The following is a 20,143-nucleotide window of genomic DNA, read 5'->3' as shown; positions in this document are numbered from 1 at the left end:
ATGGATTTTTATCTTGGTATCGATATCGGCACCTCCCGGGTGAAAGCGGTGCTGTTTGATCAGCATTTCACCGCGCGCGCCAGCGCCGCGGAAAACACCTCCCCCCGCCTGTCGGCCAATGGCTACGCGGAACAGGATATGACCCAACTGTGGCATTCGGTGCTGGCTATTCTGCGCCAGATTGCCCGCCACCCGGCGCTGCAGGCGGGGCGGCTGCGGGCCATCGGCCTCGCCGGGCAAGGGGAGGGAGTCTGGCTCAGCGATGAGCAGGGCGAACCGGTGGGCCCGGGGATCCTGTGGAGCGATACCCGCAGCCACGCGCTGATGAGCGACCTGCTGCGCCGGCCCGGCTTTGACCGCCGCTATTTCGCCGATACCGGCACCCACCTGCAGCCCTGCAATACCAGCCTGCAGCTGTACTGGCTGAAACAGTATCAGCCGGAGCGGCTGGCGGCCGCGCGCTATCTGTTTTTCGCCAAGGACTGGATCCGCTTTCGCCTGACCGGCGTGGCGGCGCTGGAGCTGACGGACGCCAGCAGCTCGTTACTCAATCAGCAGAGCGGCAGCTGGTCCTCGGTGGTGATGAACGAGATGGGGCTGGACGAACTGCTGCCGCTGTTTCCCCCGCTGCTGGCCCCGGATGCTCCGGCCGGCACGCTGAGCGACGCGGTGGCGGCGCTGACCGGGCTGCCCGCCGCGACGCCGGTGGCCGCCGGGGCGCTGGATGTCTGCAGCGCCGCGCTGGGCTGCGGCGCGGTCAACGAAGGGGACATCTACACGATCCTCGGCACCACCTGCTGCACCGGGATCGTCTGCCGCGGCCCGCAGACGGTGAACGAGGCGACGCGCTTTGTCACCCATACCGAAGCCGGACAGGTGATCTCGCTGTTTCCGATGCAGGCCGGTACGCCAAACATTGACTGGCTGCAGCAGCATATTTCGCTGGACGCCGATCTGGGTCGGCTGGAGCAGGCGATCGCGGACGTGGAGCCGGGCAGCGGCGGCGTCTTCTGGCAGCCCTACCTCAATGGCGAACGCGCGCCGTTTTACAGTCCCGACGCGCGGGCCGGCTTTATCGGCATTAGCCCGCACACCACCCGCGCCGAACTGCAGCGCGCGGTGTTTGAAGGCCTGGCCTTCGCCATTGTCGATGCGCTGCAGGGTTATCCGCAGGGCGGCGAGCTGTATCTGACCGGCGGCGGCGCCGCCTCGGCCACCTGGCTGCAGATTATCGCCGACTGTACCGGGCGCACGGTGGTCTCCAGCGCCTTTAACGAACTGAGCGCGCGCGGGGCGGCGATTCTGGCGGCCCGCAGCGTCGCTGCGCTGGCCGAGACGCCTCCGCTGGCGCAGACCCGCTATCAGCCGCGCCCTCAGGCGCATGCCCGCTATGCGGCGCTGTATCCCGTTTATCGCCTGCTGCGCGAGCAGATGCTGCCGGTATGGCAGGCCAGGCAGGCCGCTCTTCAACGTCTTTCTCAGGAAGTTCAACCATGAAAATCGTTTTTACCGCCGAGCATGCTGGCGACCTTAGCGCCTTCCACCAGTTGGGCGAACTGCTGGTAGAGGGATGGGCGCTGGGCAAACCGAAACTCAGCGCCGGCCAGCTGATTGAGCTGGCCCACGACGCCGAGGTGCTGGTGACCAGCTATGATGAAGTGACGGACGCGGTGATGGCCGCCTGTCCGCGCCTGCAGGTGATCGCCTGTACCCGCGCCAATCCGGTGAATATTGATACCCAGGCCGCGCAGGCGCGCGGCATCCGGGTGCTCTACACCCCGGGGCGCAATGCCGATGCCGCCGCGGAGCTGACGCTTGGCCTGATGCTCAGCCTGGCGCGCCACATTCCGCAATCCCATGCGGCGCTGAAGCGGGGGGAGTTCACGCAGGCTGATAATGCCGCCGCCGCCACCCAGCAGGGCCTGCGGCGCGATGTGGTCTGGGACGTGAGCCCGGAAAGCCCCTATGAAGTGTTTAAGGGCAGTGAACTGCGCAATAAAACGTTGGGGCTGGTGGGCTATGGCAACATTGGCCGCCGGGTGGCGCGTATCGCCCGGGCGTTCGGCATGGCGGTGCGGGTGGTGGATCCGTTCGTCGCCGCAGAGGATATCAATGAGCCAGGGCTACAGAAAACGACCCTCGAGGCGCTGTTCCGCGACGCGGATATCGTCAGCCTGCATCTGAGCAGCGGACCGCACAGCGACGGGCTGGTGAATGCGGCGCTGTTAAACAGCATGAAGTCCGGCGCGCTGCTGATCAATACCTCCCGCGCGGCGGTGGTCGACGAAGCGGCGCTGATTGATGCCCTGCGTCACGGCCCGCTGGGCGGCGCGGCGCTGGACGTGTATCACCTCGAACCGCTGTGGCGCGATCACCCTTTTGTCACCGAGTTCGATAACGTGATTATTACGCCGCATATCGCCGGGGCTACCCGGGAGAGTATCGCCAAACACACGGCGATGATTGCCGCCGATCTTCAGCGCTATGTCGCCGGGGAGCCGCTGCTGTACCAGTGGCGTTAAGCCGCTAGCGCCGCCGCGCCTGCGGCGGCGCGGGTCCAGCGTCAGGGGCGATGGGCCGCCATAAAAGCCTGGGTCTGTTCCCAGTCCACCACCCCGGCATCCGATCCCATCCCGGTCGCCACCAGCGCGGCCACCGCCGAGGCGACGTCGCACGCCGCTTTCACGCTGAGTCCGCGCGCCAGCGCGGCTATAAACCCGCCGCAGTAGCTGTCGCCGCAGCCGGTGGTATCCACCGCCTCGACCGGCCACGGCGCAATATGCTCCAGCACGCCATCGCGGCCGATAAGCCAGGAGCCGTTCTCGCCGTCTTTCAGAATGCAGGTGCCCACGCCCAGCGCAAAGAAAAAGCGGGCGATGGCCTCCGGCTGCGTCTCCCCGGAGAGAAAGGCGGCTTCCTCCAGGGAAGGCATGAAATAATCCACCGACGGCAGCAGGGGCCGCAGCAGTTCCAGAGTGTGTTCATTCGGGGCGATAAGATCAAAGCTGGTGGTGACCCCGCGCGCTTTGGCCGCCTGCAACAGCCGCGCGCTCTGTCCCTGGTCCATTGCCGCCAGCAGTCCGGTCCCGCCGTGATGCAGGAAGCGACAGTCAAGGACGGCGTCAAATTCCGCCTCACTGACGAACAGGGCGTCAGATGCGCCCCGGCAGTGCAGGGCCGGACGTTCGCCGTTGGGGCGAATCGGCAGGATCGTCGCCGAGGTCTCCTTCAGCGCGGTGCGCTGGATAAGCGAGCAGTCGATGCCCAGCCGGGCATAGCTGGCGAGGATAAAGTCGGCTTTTTCATCTTCGCCCAGGCAGGCCACCGCTGCGGTGCGGATCCCGAGCTTCGCGGCGTTAATATTGGCCCCCGCGGCGGTACCGGCGGGGTTGAGGCGAATTTGCTCAATAAAGGCGACGCCGCCGCGCGGCGGGATCGCCACCACCGGGCGCCCGGCGATATCCAGAATAGTCAGGCCGACAAACACGGCGTCAAAGGTTGCCATCGTTCTCCCGTTTAGCGATGCGTTTGGCGCAGGCGCGCCTGCCAGAAGGATAGGGCGAGGGCCACCACCAGAATCACCCCGACCAGCGCGTCCTTCACCAGATAATTGAGCCCCATCAGATTCAGACCATTATCAATAATGGCGAGGAACAGCACGCCGCCCAGCGTGCCGGCGATGCTGACCCGGCCCAGACGGTTAAAGGCGGTGCCGATAAACACCGCCGCAATGGCGTCCATCAGATAAGACTGCCCGGCCAGCGGGGTAAATTGCCGCAGGTTGGCGGAGAGGATCACCCCGCCGACGGCGCAGAGGGCCGAGGCGGCCACCAGCACGCCGAGCATGGTCAGGCGATCGCGGATCCCGGCGATGCGCGCCGCTTCGCTGTTCTGACCGATGGCGCGGATATATTTGCCCCACAGGGTACGCTCGGTGACCAGCCAGGCCGCCAGCCACAGCGCCAGCACGATCGCGACCGGCGTGGGGATGCCGCCAAGGTTACCCACCGCCAGGTCGTGATACTCGGGGGCCATCCGCCGATAGGCTATCGCGCCGCCGCCATCGGTATAGATGCGTTCGGCGCTGCTGGCGATAAACCAGGTGCCAAGGGTGGCGAGGAAGGGGCGGATCCGGCAGATGAGGATCAGAAAAGCATTGAGCAGGCCAATCAGCACCCCGCCGAGCAGGGCGCAGCCCACCGCCGCCTGCCACGGCAGATGCCAGGTTTTCAGGGCGACGAGGGCGAAGGCGGCGCCAAAATCGAGCGCGACGCCTACCGACAGGTCAATCGCGCCCGCGCTGACGATCAAGGTCATCGCCATCGCCACAATCAGCAGGATCGCGCTGCCCTGCAGCAGGTTGGCCCAGTTATCCACGGTTAAAAATACCGGATTCGCCCAGCCGAACAGGGCAATGGCCAGCAGGGTGATGACGCCGAATCCGGCCCGCGACAGCCAGGCCAGCGGGCTGCTGACCGTCTGTTCCGCAGGCGCTGGGGTTTTCAGGGTGATTTGGCTCATGCCTCGCCTCCTTTGTGTCTGACCGCCGATGCCGCCAGCACCACCAGGATCAGGCCGCCTTTAATGGCGCCCATCCAGAAGATATTGACCCCCAGCAGGCCGAGCCCGTTAGAGAGGGCGTTAACCAGAATCGCCCCCAGCAGCGCGCCCCAGATGGTGACCACCCGACGACGCGAGAAGGCGGCGCCGATAAAGGTCGCCAGCACGGTTTCCAGCAGCAGCGGCGTGGCCGTTCCGCTGGAGCTGCCGGAGCCCTGGCTGAGCAGCGGCAGAATAGCCAGCCCGGCGGCGATGCCCGCTAACAGCCAGACCAGCAGGGTTAAGCGGCGCACGTTCAGGCCGCTCATCTGCGCCATATCGCGATTGCCGCCCACCGCCTGCACATGCTGGCCGAAGCGGGAGTGATGGAGCAGGAACTGGAACAGGATAAACACCCCCAGCAGATAGACCAGCGGCCAGGGCAGGCCCAGCACGCTGTTATCGCGAAAGGCGACCATCAGCGGATCGCTGACCGCGATGCGCCGCTGGCCGGTCAACAGGTCCGTCAGGCCGGTAAACGCCACCGAAGTCGAGAGGGTGGCCAGCAGCGGCGGCAGGCCGGCCGCCAGCACCAGGAAGCCGTTGATCGCCCCGCAGAGCAGGCAAACCGCCGCCAGCAGCGCCAGCAGCAGGAGATACGGCGCGTGCCATTCGGCCAGCCCAAGGCTGAGCAGCGCGACGCCGAGCACCGCGGTCGCCGGCAGGGAGAGGTCGATGCCGCCGGAGACCACGTCATCTCCGCCAACGGCGATGACGCAGACCAGGCCGAAACAGAGGATCGCCAGCGGAACGCTCTGGACCAGCATCAGGCTGATATTTTGCCAGCTGAGGAAGTAGGGCGACTGCACGCTCAGCCACACCAGCAGCGCCAGAAACAGGATCAGGGGGAATTTTTCAATAAGCGTCGCCAGGCCCGGACGGCTGCGACGCTGGATAGCGGTACTCATGGTGAAGGCTCCTGTCCGCCGTTGATCGCCACCAGCAGGGCGTCGAGGGTCAGCCCGCGGGTGGGCAGATTGGCCGCCAGCGCGCCGCGCCAGAGGACGAGGATCCGGTCGCATAGTCCGAGTAATTCGGTGGCGTCGCTGGAGGAGACCAGCACCGCCCGTCCTTGATCGGCCAGCTGGCGCGTACGTTGGTAAATATCGCGGCGGGCGCCGATATCAACCCCAAGGGTGGGTTCATCGAGAATAAACAGCCGGGCATCGGTGCCGAGCCAGCGGGCGAGGATCGCTTTTTGCTGGTTGCCGCCGCTCATGTAGCGTACCGGCAGGGCCGGGCGTCCCGGGCGGATCGCCAGCTGCGCTATCCAGTCGCGCGCTTTCTGCTCGGCAAGCCCCCGCCGCTCCCAGCCAAAGGTGGCGGTCTCGGGCAGCGAGGCGAGATTAATGTTGTCAGCGGTGGTGAAAGGCAGGATCAGCCCCTGATGACGGCGGTCACGCGGGACCAGCGCCATTCCGGCGCGGATCGCCTGCTTTGGCGTACGGATACGTCGCGGCTGGCCGTCGAGGTGGATCGTACCGCGCTCCGCCGGGCGTAAGCCGTAGAGTAAGTCAACCAGCACATCGCGCCCGGCGCCGAGCAGGCCGGCGACGCCGACGATCTCCCCCGGGTGAATATCAAAAGAGAGGTCCTGTAGCTGCCGTCCGTCGCTCAGCTGGCGCACCGAGAGTAATGGAGCCGCCCCGTTGTCTGCCGCCGGGCGCTGGCGCGGGGTATACAGCTGGTCGATTTCCCGGCCGACCATCATGGCGATCAGCGCCTCGGTATTCTGCAGCAGGTCGCGGTCCGGGTAGCCGACCACTTCCCCGTTGCGCAGCACGGTGCCGCGGTCGCAGAGGGTGGCTATCTCATTGAGGTAGTGGGAAATATACAGAATGGCAATGCCCTGGTCGCGCAGGCGCAGAATGGCGGAGGAGACCAGACTGGCCTCCTGGGCCTCGAGGGGGGCGGTGGGCTCGTCGAACACCACCAGCCGCGCCGCGCCGTCGATCAGCGCGCGGGCGATTTGCACCAGCTTGCGCTCGGCCAGGCTCAGATCCCGCACCAGGCGTTCGGGGTCGATCGCCAGCTGCCAGTTTTGCTGGAAAAATTGCGCCGTGGCGGCCCTCATCCGTCGGCGATCCAGCGCCCCCCAGCGGGTGCGATACTCCTGACCCAGAAACACCGATTCCGCGACGGTAAAGTGCGGGATCAGGTTGAGCTCCTGGTGGATCACGCGGATGCCGGCGGCTTCGATGGCTGCCGAGTTGCCGAGGGGCAGCGGGCGGCCGTCGAGGGTCGCGCTGCCGCTGTCGGCCTGATAGACGCCGGCGAGGATTTTGATCAGCGTCGATTTACCGGCGCCGTTCTCGCCAATCAGGCCGTGAATTTCCCCCGGATTGAGGCGCAGGGTAACCGCATTAAGCGCCGTTACGCTGGCAAAACGTTTGCCGATCTGGTCCATGACCAGACCCGCGGCGGGGCGCTCCCCGCCAGGGTGTTGATTTATCACTGCAGTTCGCCGTATCCCAACTGTTTATATACCGCTTTCGCTTCCTGCGGACCTTTCACCGGTATGACCGGGATAAAGGTTTGCACCGGCAGTTTCTGACCGGCAAAGTAGCGGGCCACGTTATCGGCGGAGGTCTGGCCGATCAGATGCGGCTGCTGCGCGACGTTAGCCACGAAGGGGCTGCCGGGCTCCGCCATGATCTCCAGTGTCTCCGGGCCGGCGTCGATGGCCGTCACTTTCACGTCCTTATCACGACCGGTCTCTTCCAGCGCCTGGACGATGCCGATGGCCGGTTGATCCCAGCAGGCGACATGGATGGCATCCAGTTTGCCTTTCGGATACTGGCTGAGTAATTCGAGGGTTTTCTTCCGCGCGTCTTCCGGCGAGTTGGCGAACTGTTCCGCGAGCTCAGGCTGGATAATATGAATATCCGGATAATCCTTAAGGACATATTTCCACTGATCGTAACGAATTCCGCAAATACGCAGCGCGCTGGAGAACGCGTTAAATACAGCCACATTACCTTTGCCGCCTAATTCGTCCGCCATGTAACGACCGATGGTGGAGCCCAGAGTGTAGTTATCGGAGGTGGAATTGTTGACCGAATATTGTGAAACATGATCCACGGTGAATACCGGGATGCCGGCATCACGTAAGGCTTTAAATTTGGGTTCGACGGCGCTGTCGCCGAGAATACTAATTACCGCGTCCACCTTGCGTGACAGTAAAATATCGTGATTATTGGCATGAACCTGATTATCCCGGCCGCCATCGACGCCAATGACTTTGCCCCCCAGCTTCTCCACTTCTTCTGTCGCGCCTTTGAAAGCCTCGCGATCCCAGAAATGCTGGGTGCCTACGACGGCAACGCCAATGGTTTTTCCCTGTAAGGAGAGGGCGTCAGCGGCGGTGACGCTCAGCGAGGCAAGGGAAAGCAGTCCCAGTGCGGCAGGCAATAATTTTCTCTTCTGCGACATTGTTATTATGATCCTGTGATGAAGGTGGTTGCGGACCGGTAGCATGACAAGAAGCACCTCGCCACCTCAAATACAAAATAAGTCTAAGTTATGCCGGCAATGTTATATCGCGGAAACGCCAGAGAAAAAGTTTATTTTGTCATGAAGAACCTGAAAATATTTCATGATGCCGGGTAGGCCTTTTTATTTTGTGGTTTTATTTTTGGTTTGTTCTGTGTTTATTTAGCGGATAAAGACAATTTTCTTAATATTATGAGTGCATGGGAAATACGGCCTCTACTGCGAAAAAGAGAAGATTGCGCGGGCTAACGCTTTTTTTAGCAGAGCAATGTCTGGCCGGGTAAGGAATATTACCGCATTTCCCCGCTTTATTTTAACGAACCTTAGGCTGAGAAGAACGCGGGCGCTATGAAGAAACAGCATAATTATACGGTGATGCACTGGGGAACCTGGCAGGTGGAGAGCCGCGAGGGCGAGATCGTGGCGGTTAAGCCGGTGCCCTGGGATAAAAACCCCTCACGCATCGGTCAATCGCTCCCCGACGCGGTGACCAGCCAAACGCGCATTCGCCGCCCGGCGGTGCGCGTCGGCTATCTGCAGCACGGGCCGGCGTCACGAGAAGGGCGAGGCAAGGAGCCCTTTGTCGAAGTCAGCTGGGAGGTGGCCCTGAACCTGGTGGCTCGCGAGCTGCGCTCGGTCAAGGCGCGCTGCGGCAATGAGGCGATTTACGGCGGCTCCTACGGCTGGGCCAGCGCCGGGCGCTTTCACCATGCGCAGAGCCAGCTGCACCGTTTTCTTAAGGGCTTTGGCGGGTATACCGCCAGCACCAATACCTATAGCAGCGCCGCGGGCGAGCGCATTCTGCCGCATATTCTCGGGCCGCTGAGCCCGCTGCACCGTCAGCATACCCATTTTTCCGAGCTGGCGCGGGAGTGTCAGCTGTTTGTCGCGATTGGCGGTCTGCCGCTGCGCAATGCCCAGGTCAACGGCGGCGGCGCCAATGACCATATGCTGCCGTACTGGCTGGATAAGATGCAGGCCAACGGCACGCGGTTTATTAATATCAGTCCGGTGCGCAATGACCTCAGCGCGGTGGCCGACGCCGAGTGGCTGGCTATTCGGCCGGGCACCGATACCGCACTGCTGCTGGCGCTGAGCTATGTGCTGATCGCTGAGTCCCTCTACGACCAGGCGTTTGTCGCCAGCCATACCGTCGGGTTTGCCCCCTATCGCGCCTATCTGTTGGGCGAGCATGACGGCGTGGCGAAAACCCCGGCGTGGGCGGCGGCGATAACCGGCCTGGACGCGCAGCGCATCGCCGACCTGGCGCGGGAGATGGCCCACCACCGGACGATGGTGAATATCTCCTGGTCTATCCAGCGCGCCCGTCAGGGGGAGCAGGCCTACTGGGCGACGGTGGCCCTGACCGCGCTGCTGGGACAGATCGGCACGCCGGGCGGCGGCCTCGGGTTTGGCTATGCCTGTACCAACCTGGCGGGCGCGGTGCGAAAAGCGTTTTCCGGCCCGCGCTTGCCCGCCGGGGAGAATGCGGTGGGCAGCGTCATCCCGGTGGCGCGGCTGTCCGATATGCTGCTGCACCCGGGAGAAGCCTATGAGTTCGACGGTCAGCAGCTGCATTATCCCGACATCCGTCTGGTCTACTGGGCGGGAGGCAATGCGTTTCATCATCACCAGGATATTAACCGACTGTGCGAGGCCTGGCGCCGTCCGGAGACGGTGGTGGTGCATGAGCAGTACTGGACCGCCCAGGCCAAATTCTCCGACATCGTTCTGCCGGCTACCACCTCGCTGGAGCGAGAGGATATCGGCAGCGGCGGTCACGACGGGTTTATGATTGCCATGAGCGCGCAGATCCCGCCGGTGGGCGAGGCGCGTGATGATTACGCTATTTTCCTCGATCTTGCCGGGCGGTTGGGCTTCGGAGAACAGTTCAGCGAGGGGAGGGACGCCGGGCAGTGGCTGCGCCATCTCTATGAGGAGTCAAGACCGCGGGCGCAGGAGGAGGGCATTGCGCTGCCCTCGTTCGAAGACTTCTGGCAGCAAGGGGTGCTGGAGTACAGCGCGCCGGCGCGGCCGCAGGTCTTTCTCGCCGATTTTCGCGCCGATCCGCAGCGCTATCCGCTTTCCACGCCCTCCGGCAAGATTGAACTCTTTTCCGCTACCGTCGCCGGGTTTGGCTATCGCGAATGCCCTGGCCATCCCTGGTGGGATGAGGTAGAGGCCGCCCGGCAGCGACAGGAGGCGGCGCGCTGGCCGCTTCATCTGCTCTCCAGTCAGCCGCGCGCCCGTCTGCACAGTCAGTACGACCACGGCAGCGTCAGCCGGGCGACGAAAATTCAGGGACGCGAGCCGTTGTGGATGCATCCGCAGGATGCGCAGGCAAGAGACATTCGCGAAGGCAGCGTGGTGAAAGTGTATAACGACCGTGGGGCGATTCTGGCGGGCGTGCACCTGAGCGAGCAGATTTTGCCGGGGGTGGTACAGATGTCCACCGGCGCGTGGTATGACCCTCTGGATCCGAATGAAAAAGGATCTCTCGATAAGCACGGTAATCCCAACGTGTTAACCGAGGATCGCGGCAGTTCGCGCCTGGGACAGGGCTGTAGCGCCCAGAGCTGTTGGGTGGAGATCGCCCCGTGGCGAGAGGAACTGCCGCCGATCACCGCCTTTGACCCGCCGAAGTTTATTGCGGTTTAGGTGTCAGGGATCGCCGGCGGCGGGTCGGCTATCCCGCAGAAGGCGCGGTATGCGCCGCCTCCGGGAAAGCGCGCGCCAGGCGGTTTAAGGCTGATGACAGGGCGACGTTACGCCAGCCGTGGGTAGGCGCTGGCGATATCGTCGCCGGTAAACTGGGCGATCCAGCCTTCCGGGTTATCAAAAATGCGAATGGCGGTGAAGTTCGGTTCTGAACCCATATCAAACCAGTGCGGAGTGTGGGCGGGAACCGAAATCAGATCGTTCTTTTCGCACAGCACCTGGAACACCTCGTCGCCAATGTGCAGGCAGAACAGGCCGGCGCCCTCGACAAAAAACCGCACCTCGTCTTCGCCATGAGTGTGTTCGTTCAGGAATTTTTCCCGCAGCGCCTCTTTCTGCGGGTTATCGGCGCGCAGGCTGATGACGTCCCAGCTCTGATAGCCCTTTTCGGCCACCAGTTTGTCAATCGCATGCTGATAGGCGGCAATCACTGTTTCTGCGCTGGGGGCCGCGCCGAGATCGCGGTCAGCCTGCCAGCGCTCAAAACGGACGCCTTTGGCGTTAAGCTGCTCCTGAATCGCTTTGGCGTCGGTGCTGTGCCAGACCGGCGTTTGCGGATCTTTCACGGAAAAAAGGGTTAATGCGCTCATGCTGGGATCTGCTCCGGATGAATGTCGTCAAAACGCTGAACCTGAGGGTGGCGGCTTGCCGGGTCGCGGTCGCCGCGTACCAGCTGGACAGTGCGCAACCCCGCGGCTTCGGCGGCGTCGAGTTCCTGATGGATATCCGACAGGAACAGGATGGCCCCGGGGGCGTGGCCCAGGTGTTCAGCAATATTGCGGTAGGACTGCGCTTCGCGTTTGGCGCCTACCAGGGTATCGAAATAGCCCGTAAAGAGATGAGTAATATCACCTTCATCGCTGTAGCCAAATAACAATTTCTGCGCTGCCACGGAGCCAGAAGAATATACATACAGATCAATGCCCTGTGCTTTCCATTTCTCCAGCGCCGGCAGCACGTCCGGGTAGAGATGGCCGGTAAAGTCGCCGTTGAGGTAGCCATCGCGCCAGATGATCCCCTGCAGCGCCTTCAGCGCAGTGGATTTCCGATCTTCGTCCATAAAAGCGAAGAGGGTAGCAATCAGGTCGGCGGTGCTGGCGGCGGGGGCGTCTGTCTCGCGGCGCAAGTTGTCGAGGATCGTTCTCACCGGTTCAGCGTGCTGTTGAGCGGTCACAAAGCCGGCCAGTCGTTCGCGGGCGTAGGGGAACAGCACGTTATGCACGAAGCGGATATCGCTGGTGGTGCCTTCTATGTCGGTCACGATGGCGCGGATCATGGTTTCTCCAGAGTGGGCGTAGCGTGGAATAACATTAGCATTTAGACGTCTAAGCGTCTTGATTGCCAAATATTAACATCGTGTTATAGTGGCTTCAACAACAGCATTACAATCGGTACAAAAAGAATGAGTAATAACCCATTGATTCCAGAGAGTAAACTCCCGTCACTTGGCACCACCATTTTTACCCAGATGAGCGCTCTCGCCCAGCAGCATCAGGCCATAAACCTGTCGCAGGGCTTTCCCGATTTCGACGGCCCGCGCTATCTTCAGGAGCGTCTGGCGTACCACGTGGCGCAGGGGGCGAATCAGTATGCCCCGATGACCGGCGTGCCGGCGCTGCGCGAGGCGATCGCTGACAAGACGGCGGAGCGGTATGGATATCGACCCGACGTCAACAGCGATATTACGGTCACCGCCGGGGCGACAGAGGCCCTGTACGCGGCGATTACCGCTCTGGTGCGCCGCGGCGACGAGGTGGTCTGTTTCGATCCCAGCTACGACAGCTATGCTCCCGCGGTGGCGCTGGCCGGCGGCGAATTACGCCGTATTGCCCTTCAGCCGCCGCATTTTCGCGTCGACTGGCAGCAGTTTGCCGCGACGCTGAGCGACAAAACCCGGCTGGTGATCCTCAACACCCCGCACAATCCCTCGGCCACGGTCTGGCAACGCGAGGATTTTGCCGCCCTGTGGCAGGCGATTGCCGAACGCGAGATCTATGTTCTCAGCGACGAGGTCTATGAGCATATCAACTTTGCCGAGGACGGCCACGCCAGCGTGCTGGCGCATCCGCTATTGCGCGAGCGGGCGGTGGCGGTCTCTTCGTTTGGCAAAACGTTTCATATGACCGGCTGGAAGGTTGGCTACTGCGTGGCCCCGGCGGCCATCAGCGCGGAGCTGCGCAAGGTGCACCAGTATCTGACCTTCTCGGTAAATACCCCGGCGCAGCTGGCGATCGCCGACATGCTGCGCGAGGCGCCGGATCACTACCGAGAACTACCGGCCTTTTACCGTGAACGCCGCGATCTGTTTATTGAGGCGCTGCGCCCCAGCCGGCTGGAGCTCCTGCCCTGTGAGGGGACCTATTTCCTGCTGGCGGACTACAGCGCCATTTCCGACCTTGACGACGTCAGCTTCTGCCGCTGGCTGACGACAGAGGTTGGGGTGGCGGCGATCCCGCTCTCCGTCTTCTGCGCCGACCCGTTCCCGCACAAGCTGATCCGCTTGTGCTTCGCTAAACAACCGGAGACCCTGCTGGCCGCGGCGGCGCGTTTGTGCGAGCTGTAGTTACTTTATGGTCCACGCCTGAGAGAACTGGCGGTCGGCGAACATCTCTGCCAGGCCGCTAATTTGCTTCAGGCGCAGCACCTCATCGGCATCCATCCCCAGCTCTTTGCCGATCTTCTGCGGCGTCCAGCCGAGCCGGGTTAGCTCGCGGACAATATCTGACATGGCGTGGATTTGGTGGCGTCCGCGCGCCCGGTTGTGGCGTATTGTAGCTGCCATCAGCCCGTCGCGTGAGGCGTTTTCATGCGTCAGGCAGGTGACCGGTAGATAGCCTTTCAGCTTTTTTTTCAGCGACGCTTTGCTGCAGGCCAGCTCATGGCGGTGAAAACCGTCGACAATCGCGTACCCCTGCGGTCCCTGCCTGATGACCACCACCGGCTGGGTAAAGCCATCGGCCTCCAGCGAGGTCTGCAGCAGGCGCTTCTCCGGCGGCGCCACGTTATTCGGATTATAGTCGTTGGGGATAACCTGCTCCTGTTTGACCCACAGCACACAGTCAACGGGCTGCGAGCGGAAGGGGCTGTGTTGGTGGAGCACCTGGCGAAACGCGTTGATAGCCTCGATACGCGCTTCGTCATCCAGCGTTTGCAGGAAATCCTCCAGCGCCTGCGTTAGTTGTTGTTGCATAATATCCCCCATTGTTGGCGATGTTTTTCCATACGTTTTCGGTAGCGCTGATAGTGGCTGCTTTTGGTTGGGCTGAAGGAGAGCTGGCGGCACCAGTAGTCATTATTGAGTAGCACTTTGCAGATCCGTCGCCAGGAGGGGATATCTTTGGTGCCAACGTCCGCGGGCTGAGTATCGGGGATCTCTTCCATGCCTTTTTTCTGGTACCAGCGCAGGTAGACGGCGATCTTATTGCGGTAATGCTCGGCGGTGGTTTCCGGCATGCTGTCGAGCAGAAACAGCGCATAGCTTTTCCATGTCAAATGGTCCGGTTTGTCGATTTTTCGGTGACCGTAGAATTGATTATCATGCCCGGCATAGATGCCGCCGCTGTGCGCGCCGCTCACCCGCTGGCACATCGCGGCCCAGCGCTCCGGCTCCAGCACATGGTACAGCCATAGCCCCTGGCGCTGCTCCGGACCGAAGGGTTCGCAGATGCGCATATAGCGCAGCGGCACACCGGCCTGATACATCAGATCGTACAGCGGGTTATAGGGCTGGCCGCTTTTAGCAAACCAGGTCCAGATATCGGCGGTTTTCCAGTCATAGATCGGGTAGATGTACCAGGCGTGGCCGCCCGGCGCCGAGGTGGTCCACGGTTTATCGTCGGCGAAGCGCTGTTTTCGCTGAGAAGAGATGGTCATAAAGCGATTCAGCGACTCATCTGCCCGAATACCCACCAGCACGGCGGCGGGACGGCGCTGTGAAAACCACTCGGCAAAGTGGCTGACGAAGGCTTCAAAGCTCATCCCCGGTTGATAAAACGAAAAATAGCCCGGGTGGGTAATGGCCCAGGAGGGGGGCTGGCGGACCCAGGCGGTCCCGGGCTGCCAGCATTGCCATTGCGGCTTATACTGCGTCAGGGCATTTTGGGTAGTGAGCGGCAGGGCGACCCAGTAAAAGGTATCGATAACATCCTGATAGAGGGCGCGCAGTTTTTCACAGTGAGCGATGGTGCAGGAGAACTGCGCTTCCCAGTCAATAAACAGCACACTGATTTTCTTACCCTGTAACCGCGCTGCCTGCGCGGTTAAATGGAGCATAACGGTAGAGTCTTTTCCGCCAGAGAAAGAGACGCAAATGCGTGAAAAATTATCCATAACCCAATCGATCCGCTGCTCCGTCGCCTGCAGCACCGATTCCGCTAAGGGATATTTGATAAACGACATGACCATTAATCCTTTAATAGTAGAGATTCCCGTTCGCTCAGTATAAACGATGACGAGCGGGAAATTAATGGTCGACTTTCCCTTCCTTTGGGGAGGGTTAATAAGTCGGATCGTTATTGGCTGTTATTGAATTGGGGACGTGATATCTCTCTGTCATTCATTAAAATGGTGATTAATTCAGATAAAAAATGATTTTGTGCGGATGATTGATGGTAGTTAATATATATCGTAATGTCTGGAAAAAGTTCGTTTATATCGAGGGCGTGAAGTTGCATGGCTGGCGAAATAAAATCATATAAATAGGACGGCAAGAAACCAATCAGATCGGTTTTATTGATCATGTTAAGAATGGTCATAAAAGAGTCGCTGCGAAAGGCAATATTACGCGGGTTCAGCCAGGGCGTGCTGCTTTGCTGAACGCGCTGGATAACGGGATCGTTGGTAATATAGTGGGTGAAAAACTCCTGCGCCAGCGCGTCAACTGACGTGAGCGCCTCGCGCCGCGGATGGTTCGTCCGACACACCGCGAGGGTCTGCACCGTCTGATAGGGCTGACAGATGGTGGCGCGGTTGGTGATGGGCATTCGGGTGAACACCAGGTCAGCCTGGCGATATGCCAGCAGCTCCTCAGCCGATTCGGTGGTGGTCAGGTTATGGTGCTCAATTTGCAAGTTGGCCTGATGACAAAGCTGGTTAATCATAAAGTGGCTGTTTACTGAACAGAACAGCGGGGGGCCATATATTACAATACGTTTACGCAGATCGGAGCGGTTATTGAGATTGATCGTTTTTTCCAGCTGCTCCAGATTTTGCTGCAGGTGGTAATGAAGATTCACGCAGGCGGTGGTGGGCGTCATTCCCTTCCCGACGCGCACAAATAGCGGATCGTCTAACTGCTGACGCAGACGCTGCAATGACTGACTTACCGCAGACGGGGTGATAAATAACATCGCCGCCGCTTTGCTGATGCTTAAATGCTGATAGATACATTCAAAAATAACCAATAAATTTAGATCGAACTTTTTCAGATCGTAAAGATTTGCCATTAACACAGTCCTGTTTATTGCCAGTGTAAGTTAAAATATTTCTAACGATAATATCTTGCGTCTTAGTATTTGCGGTGTGAATTTAATTGTGGGCAAATAAAATTAAGTTTTGCTTAATATATCTTACTATCGGCAGTGGCACCAGCGGTCGGATTCGCCAGGCGCCACACCGGGACGAAATTACTCTTTTTCACCCATCATAATAGACAGCTTCTCTTTATCCGGCAGGCCGACCACCTGCTGCAGCATATTATCCTTATTCATATAATAAATAGCTGGCGTGACGTTGGCCCCCAGATCGTCCATTAGCTGCTGGTTGACGTTGAGCATTTTCATCTTCTCCGGCGGGATAGCCTTCGGTATCGTCAGGGCCATTTTGCCGTTCGATTGCTCGTAATCGTGCCAGGTTTTCGCCGGATCTTTACTGGCGAGGATCGCCGCGGCGGTGGCCGGGCTCTCCGGCTTGATCACGCCCACCAGCAGGGTGCGGATCTGCACTTTACCGGCCTCCACCCAGGGACGGGACTGCTGCCAGAACTGTTTGCAGTAAGGGCAGAAGGGATCGGCAAAGACATACAGCACGATGGGGGCGTCTTTGTCGCCATCCTGCAGCCAGTGGGCGCTGGCCATCTTCTTCCACATCTCCTGTCCCGCCGGCGTGTAGAGGGCTTTTTGAAATAACTGCTCGCTGAGGTTGATGCCGTTTTCGTCGTACATATAACCGGAAATGGCATGTTTGCCGTCAGGCGTGAGGTAGATGGCGACGCCCATATCCTGGTATTTCCCCAGCCAGCCCTTCATTCCCCCCGGCGCGTCAAAGGGTTTGATGATGGTAATGCCCTGTTTTTCAATTGCTTTTACCGGGGCGGGCAGTTCTTCCGCATAGCTACAAAAAGGCAAAAGGCTGAGCAACAGCAGACGTTTTAACATGAGTATTCCTTGTAAAATCAGCAGGAAAGGAAGAAACATTGCCAAACCTATTACAGTTATAGGCAGGATCAGCAGAACGACGGATTGCCCTTTCCTGGCGTGGGTGATGTAATCCTGGATGCTGTTACATTAAGGTAATGTAGAGCGCAACACATAGCCAGTCTGACTGGCGCTGAACCTACCTTCGGGTATTTCAGGTAACGGGGCCGCCTGAAAGGGTGGCCTTTTTACTTTTGTCGCGGCAAATGATGCGAATAACAGCGAACTGCGCTGACGCGTCGACAGGTTCACATTGTTGTCTTGTTCCGGTTGTTAGATAACGCTTATTGATTCGATAATGTAAACGCATTGGTCGGGTCAGGAAAAATTCGTTAACTTAGACCTCAACGAAAACACGGAGGAAGTATAGATGTCCTTAATTAACACCAAAATCAAACCGTTCAAAAACCAGGCATTCAAAAATGGTGAATTCATCGAAGTCACCGAGAAAGACACCGAAGGCCGCTGGAGCGTCTTCTTCTTCTATCCGGCTGACTTCACCTTCGTCTGCCCGACCGAACTGGGCGACGTGGCTGACCATTACGAAGAACTGCAGAAGCTGGGCGTAGACGTTTACTCTGTTTCTACCGATACCCACTTCACCCACAAAGCGTGGCACAGCAGCTCTGAAACCATCGCGAAAATCAAATACGCGATGATTGGCGACCCGACTGGCGCCCTGACCCGTAACTTCGACAACATGCGTGAAGATGAAGGTCTGGCTGACCGCGCCACCTTCGTGGTTGACCCGCAGGGTATCATCCAGGCGATCGAAGTTACCGCTGAAGGTATCGGCCGTGACGCGTCTGACCTGCTGCGTAAAATCAAAGCGGCGCAGTATGTTGCTTCCCACCCAGGCGAAGTGTGCCCGGCGAAATGGAAAGAAGGCGAAGCGACGCTGGCTCCATCCCTGGACCTGGTCGGCAAAATCTAATAATCACGGCGTCTTTCGCATCATAGCGGCGTTGGCTGCGCTTAATCACCCCGGTCACTTACTCGTGTAAGCTCCCGGGGGTTCATAAGCTTGCCGCCTTGCTCTAACGCGAAATACTGGTGAATTAAAATTTCCGTCGTCTTTCATGCCATAGCTGCGTTGGCGTCGCCTGCTCACCCCGGTCGCTTACTTTAGTAAGCTCTCGGGGATTCTCAGGCTAGCCGCCTTGCTCTGACGCGAAATACTTTGGAAATTACTTCAGTCATGGGCGCACCTGCGCCCATTTCATTCCAACACCATGATGCAAGCGCATTCAGGCAGCCTGACAAGGCCGCTTGCATGATGATGTTTTAAGCCCAGGAGATAACAATGCTCGACACCAACATGAAAACCCAGCTCAAGGCCTATCTTGAGAAGCTGACCAAGCCTGTTGAGCTGATTGCCACGCTGGATGACAGCGCTAAATCGGCAGAAATCAGGGAACTGCTGGCTGAAATTGCTGAACTGTCAGACAAAGTCACCTTTAAAGAAGACAACACGCTGGCGGTACGCAAGCCATCGTTCCTGATTACTAACCCCGGTTCCGACCAGGGCCCACGCTTTGCGGGCTCCCCGCTGGGCCACGAGTTTACCTCGCTGGTGCTGGCGCTGCTGTGGACCGGCGGTCATCCGTCGAAAGAGGCTCAGTCTCTGCTGGAGCAGATCCGCGATATCGATGGCGACTTCGAGTTTGAAACCTACTACTCGCTCTCCTGCCATAACTGCCCGGACGTGGTCCAGGCGCTGAACCTGATGGCGGTGCTCAACCCGCGTATCAAACATACGGCGATTGACGGTGGGACGTTCCAGAATGAGATCACCGAGCGCAACGTGATGGGCGTGCCGGCGGTGTTCATGAACGGCCAGGAGTTTGGTCAGGGGCGGATGACGCTGACGGAAATCGTCGCCAAAGTGGACACCGGTGCGGAAAAACGCGCAGCGGAAGAGCTGAATCAGCGTGACGCTTACGATGTGCTGATCGTCGGTTCCGGCCCGTCCGGCGCGGCGGCCGCGGTTTACTCTGCGCGTAAAGGGATTCGTACCGGCCTGATGGGCGAGCGCTTCGGCGGCCAGGTGCTGGATACCGTGGATATCGAAAACTACATTTCGGTGCCGAAAACCGAAGGCCAGAAGCTGGCCGGGGCCCTGAAAGCGCACGTTAGCGACTATAACGTCGATGTGATCGACTCCCAGAGCGCGACCAAACTGACGCCAGCGGCGACAGAGGGCGGCCTGCATCAGATCGAAACCGTCTCCGGCGCGGTGCTGAAGGCGCGCAGCGTCATCATTGCCACCGGGGCGAAATGGCGCAACATGAACGTGCCGGGCGAAGATCAGTATCGCACCAAGGGCGTAACCTACTGCCCGCACTGCGACGGCCCGCTGTTTAAAGGTAAGCGCGTGGCGGTGATCGGCGGGGGGAACTCCGGCGTGGAAGCCGCCATCGACCTGGCGGGCGTCGTGGAACACGTGACCCTGCTGGAATTCGCACCGGAGATGAAGGCCGACCAGGTGCTGCAGGATAAAGTCCGCAGTCTGAAGAATGTCGACATCATTCTCAATGCGCAGACCACGGAAGTGAAAGGCGACGGCAGCAAGGTCACCGGTCTGCAGTATCGTGACCGGGTGAGCGGCGATGAGCATCACGTCGCGCTGGCGGGCATCTTCGTGCAGATCGGCCTGCTGCCTAATACCACCTGGCTGGAAGGCGCGGTTGAGCGTAACCGCATGGGCGAGATCATCATCGATGCGAAGTGCGAAACCAACGTTAAAGGCGTATTCGCCGCCGGTGACTGCACCACCGTGCCGTACAAGCAGATTATCATCGCGGCAGGGGAGGGGGCGAAAGCGTCGCTGAGCGCCTTCGACTACCTGATCCGCACGAAAACCGCATAACAAGTCAGACAATAGACCTGCATAACAAAGAGGCTACCCAGGGGTAGCCTCT

17 protein-coding genes are annotated in these 20,143 nt (G+C 60.0%); 6 read left to right on the top strand and 11 right to left on the bottom strand.

The window, feature by feature from the left end; translation table 11 throughout:
* Positions 1–1,497 carry an FGGY-family carbohydrate kinase gene (locus ABLV04_RS04500; protein ID WP_048297029.1) on the top strand — a complete coding sequence of 499 codons (1,497 nt, stop codon included), beginning with the start codon at positions 1–3 and terminating at the stop codon, positions 1,495–1,497.
* On the top strand, positions 1,494–2,522 hold the full coding sequence (locus tag ABLV04_RS04495; RefSeq protein WP_348815401.1) for a 2-hydroxyacid dehydrogenase: 1,029 nt from the start codon (positions 1,494–1,496) through the stop codon (positions 2,520–2,522). The genes ABLV04_RS04500 and ABLV04_RS04495 overlap by 4 nt, the downstream gene beginning before the upstream one ends.
* Before the next feature lie 41 nt (positions 2,523–2,563).
* Here ABLV04_RS04495 and ABLV04_RS04490 read toward each other — a convergent pair whose 3' ends face one another.
* Genes ABLV04_RS04490 through ABLV04_RS04470 form a run of 5 tightly spaced genes read right to left on the bottom strand, consistent with a single transcriptional unit; the run spans position 2,564 to position 8,031 of the window.
* Positions 2,564–3,505, bottom strand: a complete 942-nt coding sequence (locus tag ABLV04_RS04490; protein WP_044521592.1) for a sugar kinase — start codon at positions 3,503–3,505, stop codon at positions 2,564–2,566.
* An 11-nt stretch (positions 3,506–3,516) separates the two neighbouring features.
* Positions 3,517–4,521: an ABC transporter permease gene (locus ABLV04_RS04485; protein WP_032455105.1), complete on the bottom strand. Its 1,005-nt coding sequence runs from the start codon at positions 4,519–4,521 to the stop codon at positions 3,517–3,519.
* Positions 4,518–5,507: an ABC transporter permease gene (locus tag ABLV04_RS04480; RefSeq protein ID WP_132134030.1), complete on the bottom strand. Its 990-nt coding sequence runs from the start codon at positions 5,505–5,507 to the stop codon at positions 4,518–4,520. Before ABLV04_RS04480 ends, ABLV04_RS04485 begins: the two co-directional genes overlap by 4 nt.
* On the bottom strand, positions 5,504–7,006 hold the full coding sequence (locus ABLV04_RS04475; protein ID WP_187142945.1) for a sugar ABC transporter ATP-binding protein: 1,503 nt from the start codon (positions 7,004–7,006) through the stop codon (positions 5,504–5,506). The genes ABLV04_RS04480 and ABLV04_RS04475 overlap by 4 nt, the downstream gene beginning before the upstream one ends.
* A gap of 44 nt (positions 7,007–7,050) precedes the next feature.
* Positions 7,051–8,031, bottom strand: coding sequence for a sugar ABC transporter substrate-binding protein (locus ABLV04_RS04470; protein WP_023288813.1), 981 nt, complete (start codon positions 8,029–8,031; stop codon positions 7,051–7,053).
* Positions 8,032–8,439: 408 nt separating this feature from the next.
* Between ABLV04_RS04470 and ABLV04_RS04465 the strand changes: the two genes are divergently transcribed.
* Entirely contained in the window at positions 8,440–10,749 is a 2,310-nt protein-coding gene (locus ABLV04_RS04465; protein WP_147734041.1) for a molybdopterin-dependent oxidoreductase, read from the top strand.
* Positions 10,750–10,856: 107 nt separating this feature from the next.
* Here the strand turns inward: ABLV04_RS04465 and ABLV04_RS04460 are convergent, their stop codons facing one another.
* The gene (locus ABLV04_RS04460; protein ID WP_023288815.1) at positions 10,857–11,399 is read right to left on the bottom strand and encodes an acireductone dioxygenase; all 543 of its coding nucleotides are present in this window, start codon (positions 11,397–11,399) and stop codon (positions 10,857–10,859) included.
* Entirely contained in the window at positions 11,396–12,085 is a 690-nt protein-coding gene (gene mtnC, locus ABLV04_RS04455; protein ID WP_023288816.1) for an acireductone synthase, read from the bottom strand. Before mtnC ends, ABLV04_RS04460 begins: the two co-directional genes overlap by 4 nt.
* 141 nt (positions 12,086–12,226) lie before the next feature.
* Between mtnC and ABLV04_RS04450 the strand changes: the two genes are divergently transcribed.
* Positions 12,227–13,372: a pyridoxal phosphate-dependent aminotransferase gene (locus tag ABLV04_RS04450; protein WP_074186690.1), complete on the top strand. Its 1,146-nt coding sequence runs from the start codon at positions 12,227–12,229 to the stop codon at positions 13,370–13,372.
* On the opposite strand, the gene ABLV04_RS04445 is transcribed toward ABLV04_RS04450, so the two are convergent.
* From ABLV04_RS04445 to dsbG, 4 genes are all read right to left on the bottom strand, one after another.
* Positions 13,373–13,999 (bottom strand): ParB/RepB/Spo0J family partition protein, encoded by a 627-nt coding sequence (locus ABLV04_RS04445; RefSeq protein ID WP_023288818.1) that lies wholly within the window; start codon positions 13,997–13,999, stop codon positions 13,373–13,375.
* Complete coding sequence (locus ABLV04_RS04440; protein WP_049015322.1) at positions 13,984–15,207, bottom strand: DUF3440 domain-containing protein; 1,224 nt, start codon at positions 15,205–15,207, stop codon at positions 13,984–13,986. The genes ABLV04_RS04445 and ABLV04_RS04440 overlap by 16 nt, the downstream gene beginning before the upstream one ends.
* A 113-nt stretch (positions 15,208–15,320) precedes the next feature.
* A complete protein-coding gene (locus ABLV04_RS04435) occupies positions 15,321–16,253 on the bottom strand; it encodes a LysR family transcriptional regulator (protein WP_117128573.1) in 933 nt (310 codons plus the stop codon).
* A gap of 180 nt (positions 16,254–16,433) precedes the next feature.
* The gene (gene dsbG / locus ABLV04_RS04430; RefSeq protein WP_102004263.1) at positions 16,434–17,183 is read right to left on the bottom strand and encodes a thiol:disulfide interchange protein DsbG; all 750 of its coding nucleotides are present in this window, start codon (positions 17,181–17,183) and stop codon (positions 16,434–16,436) included.
* Positions 17,184–17,592: 409 nt separating this feature from the next.
* On the opposite strand from dsbG, the gene ahpC reads away from it, so the two are divergent.
* Positions 17,593–18,156, top strand: coding sequence for an alkyl hydroperoxide reductase subunit C (gene ahpC / locus ABLV04_RS04425; RefSeq protein WP_002894394.1), 564 nt, complete (start codon positions 17,593–17,595; stop codon positions 18,154–18,156).
* Positions 18,157–18,525: 369 nt separating this feature from the next.
* Positions 18,526–20,091 carry an alkyl hydroperoxide reductase subunit F gene (ahpF, locus tag ABLV04_RS04420; RefSeq protein ID WP_348815398.1) on the top strand — a complete coding sequence of 522 codons (1,566 nt, stop codon included), beginning with the start codon at positions 18,526–18,528 and terminating at the stop codon, positions 20,089–20,091.
* Positions 20,092–20,143 lie beyond the last annotated feature (52 nt).

Origin of the sequence: Klebsiella sp. JN_Kp127 (assembly GCF_040062505.1) — a bacterium.
GTDB classification, from domain to species: Bacteria; Pseudomonadota; Gammaproteobacteria; order Enterobacterales; family Enterobacteriaceae; genus Klebsiella; species Klebsiella quasipneumoniae.
The sequence above is the reverse complement of the archived record's forward strand: the minus strand, read 5'-3'. Positions and strand labels throughout refer to the sequence as shown.

Excerpts from the sequence above, each read along its gene's own strand:
- dsbG (WP_102004263.1), bottom strand. The coding sequence starts at position 17,183 with ATGTTAAAACGTCTGCTGTTGCTCAGCCTTTTGCCTTTTTGTAGCTAT.
- mtnC (WP_023288816.1), bottom strand. The coding sequence starts at position 12,085 with ATGATCCGCGCCATCGTGACCGACATAGAAGGCACCACCAGCGATATC.
- ABLV04_RS04475 (WP_187142945.1), bottom strand. The coding sequence starts at position 7,006 with ATGGACCAGATCGGCAAACGTTTTGCCAGCGTAACGGCGCTTAATGCG.
- ahpC (WP_002894394.1), top strand. The coding sequence starts at position 17,593 with ATGTCCTTAATTAACACCAAAATCAAACCGTTCAAAAACCAGGCATTC.
- ABLV04_RS04470 (WP_023288813.1), bottom strand. The coding sequence starts at position 8,031 with ATGTCGCAGAAGAGAAAATTATTGCCTGCCGCACTGGGACTGCTTTCC.
- ABLV04_RS04440 (WP_049015322.1), bottom strand. The coding sequence starts at position 15,207 with ATGTCGTTTATCAAATATCCCTTAGCGGAATCGGTGCTGCAGGCGACG.
- ABLV04_RS04460 (WP_023288815.1), bottom strand. The coding sequence starts at position 11,399 with ATGAGCGCATTAACCCTTTTTTCCGTGAAAGATCCGCAAACGCCGGTC.
- ABLV04_RS04495 (WP_348815401.1), top strand. The coding sequence starts at position 1,494 with ATGAAAATCGTTTTTACCGCCGAGCATGCTGGCGACCTTAGCGCCTTC.
- ABLV04_RS04480 (WP_132134030.1), bottom strand. The coding sequence starts at position 5,507 with ATGAGTACCGCTATCCAGCGTCGCAGCCGTCCGGGCCTGGCGACGCTT.
- ABLV04_RS04485 (WP_032455105.1), bottom strand. The coding sequence starts at position 4,521 with ATGAGCCAAATCACCCTGAAAACCCCAGCGCCTGCGGAACAGACGGTC.
- ABLV04_RS04500 (WP_048297029.1), top strand. The coding sequence starts at position 1 with ATGGATTTTTATCTTGGTATCGATATCGGCACCTCCCGGGTGAAAGCG.
- ABLV04_RS04445 (WP_023288818.1), bottom strand. The coding sequence starts at position 13,999 with ATGCAACAACAACTAACGCAGGCGCTGGAGGATTTCCTGCAAACGCTG.
- ahpF (WP_348815398.1), top strand. The coding sequence starts at position 18,526 with ATGCTCGACACCAACATGAAAACCCAGCTCAAGGCCTATCTTGAGAAG.
- ABLV04_RS04465 (WP_147734041.1), top strand. The coding sequence starts at position 8,440 with ATGAAGAAACAGCATAATTATACGGTGATGCACTGGGGAACCTGGCAG.
- ABLV04_RS04435 (WP_117128573.1), bottom strand. The coding sequence starts at position 16,253 with ATGGCAAATCTTTACGATCTGAAAAAGTTCGATCTAAATTTATTGGTT.
- ABLV04_RS04490 (WP_044521592.1), bottom strand. The coding sequence starts at position 3,505 with ATGGCAACCTTTGACGCCGTGTTTGTCGGCCTGACTATTCTGGATATC.